2 protein-coding genes are annotated in these 1,020 nt (G+C 41.2%); one reads left to right on the forward strand and one right to left on the reverse strand.

Features of this window, described 5'->3' with window-relative positions; genetic code table 11:
- Positions 1-33: 33 nt before the first annotated feature.
- Complete coding sequence (locus ACYVRH_RS13260) at positions 34-516, reverse strand: META domain-containing protein (protein ID WP_461257368.1); 483 nt, start codon at positions 514-516, stop codon at positions 34-36.
- A 102-nt stretch (positions 517-618) separates the two neighbouring features.
- Here ACYVRH_RS13260 and ACYVRH_RS13265 point away from each other — a divergent pair.
- The coding region (locus ACYVRH_RS13265) for a GTP-binding protein (protein ID WP_461257369.1) at positions 619-1,020 on the forward strand (402 nt) is incomplete at its 3' end.

The following is a 1,020-nucleotide window of genomic DNA, read 5'->3' on the forward strand; positions in this document are numbered from 1 at the left end:
ATTTTTTATTGCATATGCTCCGAAGAACAGTCTTTATTTATAGATAGGGATAAATTCCAGAATTACCTCTTCCTTGTTTTCATCGTAGGTATACAATTTTAGTTTCCAATCGCGAAATTCCCAGCGGTATGTTCTTTCCAGATGACGGAAATATTCATACTCTGTGAAGTTTTCCGTTTCAAATATGGGAACCATATATGCGCTTGCGATTTTTCTAATGGAAAAAGAATTATTTGCGCCCGTGGTATAGGGGGCGAAATAAATGTTATCGGCGCCTCTGCCGCGCAGAATACTGTTTTCCTGAAACCTGATGGAATAAATCTCCCTTTGCGCTTTAACCCTATTTATGGTTATAACGGCAGACTTGGTTCTTACAACATCCAGATTCCAGTCTATACGTTGGACTTTGCTAAAAGGCACGTTGTCTTCGTTTAAAATATCTTCAGCAAAAGAGAAAATTGCCGAAACAAGGAACATGGTAATTATCATAATGGTATTCTTTATGATGACGTTCATAAATCCCTCCGTATTTAATAAAGACTGTTCTTCGGAGCATATGCAATAAAAAATAACCTTATCTCTCCTTGAGATTTTTACTTAATCAAGCTATAGTAACTCATGGCACAAACCAAATTTATCCGTAACTTTTGCATTATCGCCCATATCGATCACGGCAAGTCTACGCTTGCGGACCGTCTCATTCAAAAAGCCAATCTTGTCGATGACCGCAACTTTCAGGATCAAATACTCGACAACATGGATATTGAGCGGGAACGCGGCATCACTATAAAAAGCCAGGCTGTTACCCTGCCCTACACGGCGAAGGACGGCAACGAGTACATACTCAATTTGGTAGACACGCCGGGACATGTTGATTTCAGTTACGAGGTTAGCCGCGCTATTAATTCCTGCGAAGGCGCTTTGCTCCTTGTTGACGCGACTCAGGGCGTACAGGCGCAAACTTTGTCCAATATGTACCTCGCGCTCGAACACAATCTTGAAATAGTGCCTGTAATCAAC

Source organism: Treponema sp. R80B11-R83G3, from assembly GCF_054786115.1.

Coding starts and splice junctions, on each gene's coding strand:
- ACYVRH_RS13260 (WP_461257368.1), bottom strand. CDS start 516: ATGAACGTCATCATAAAGAATACCATTATGATAATTACCATGTTCCTT.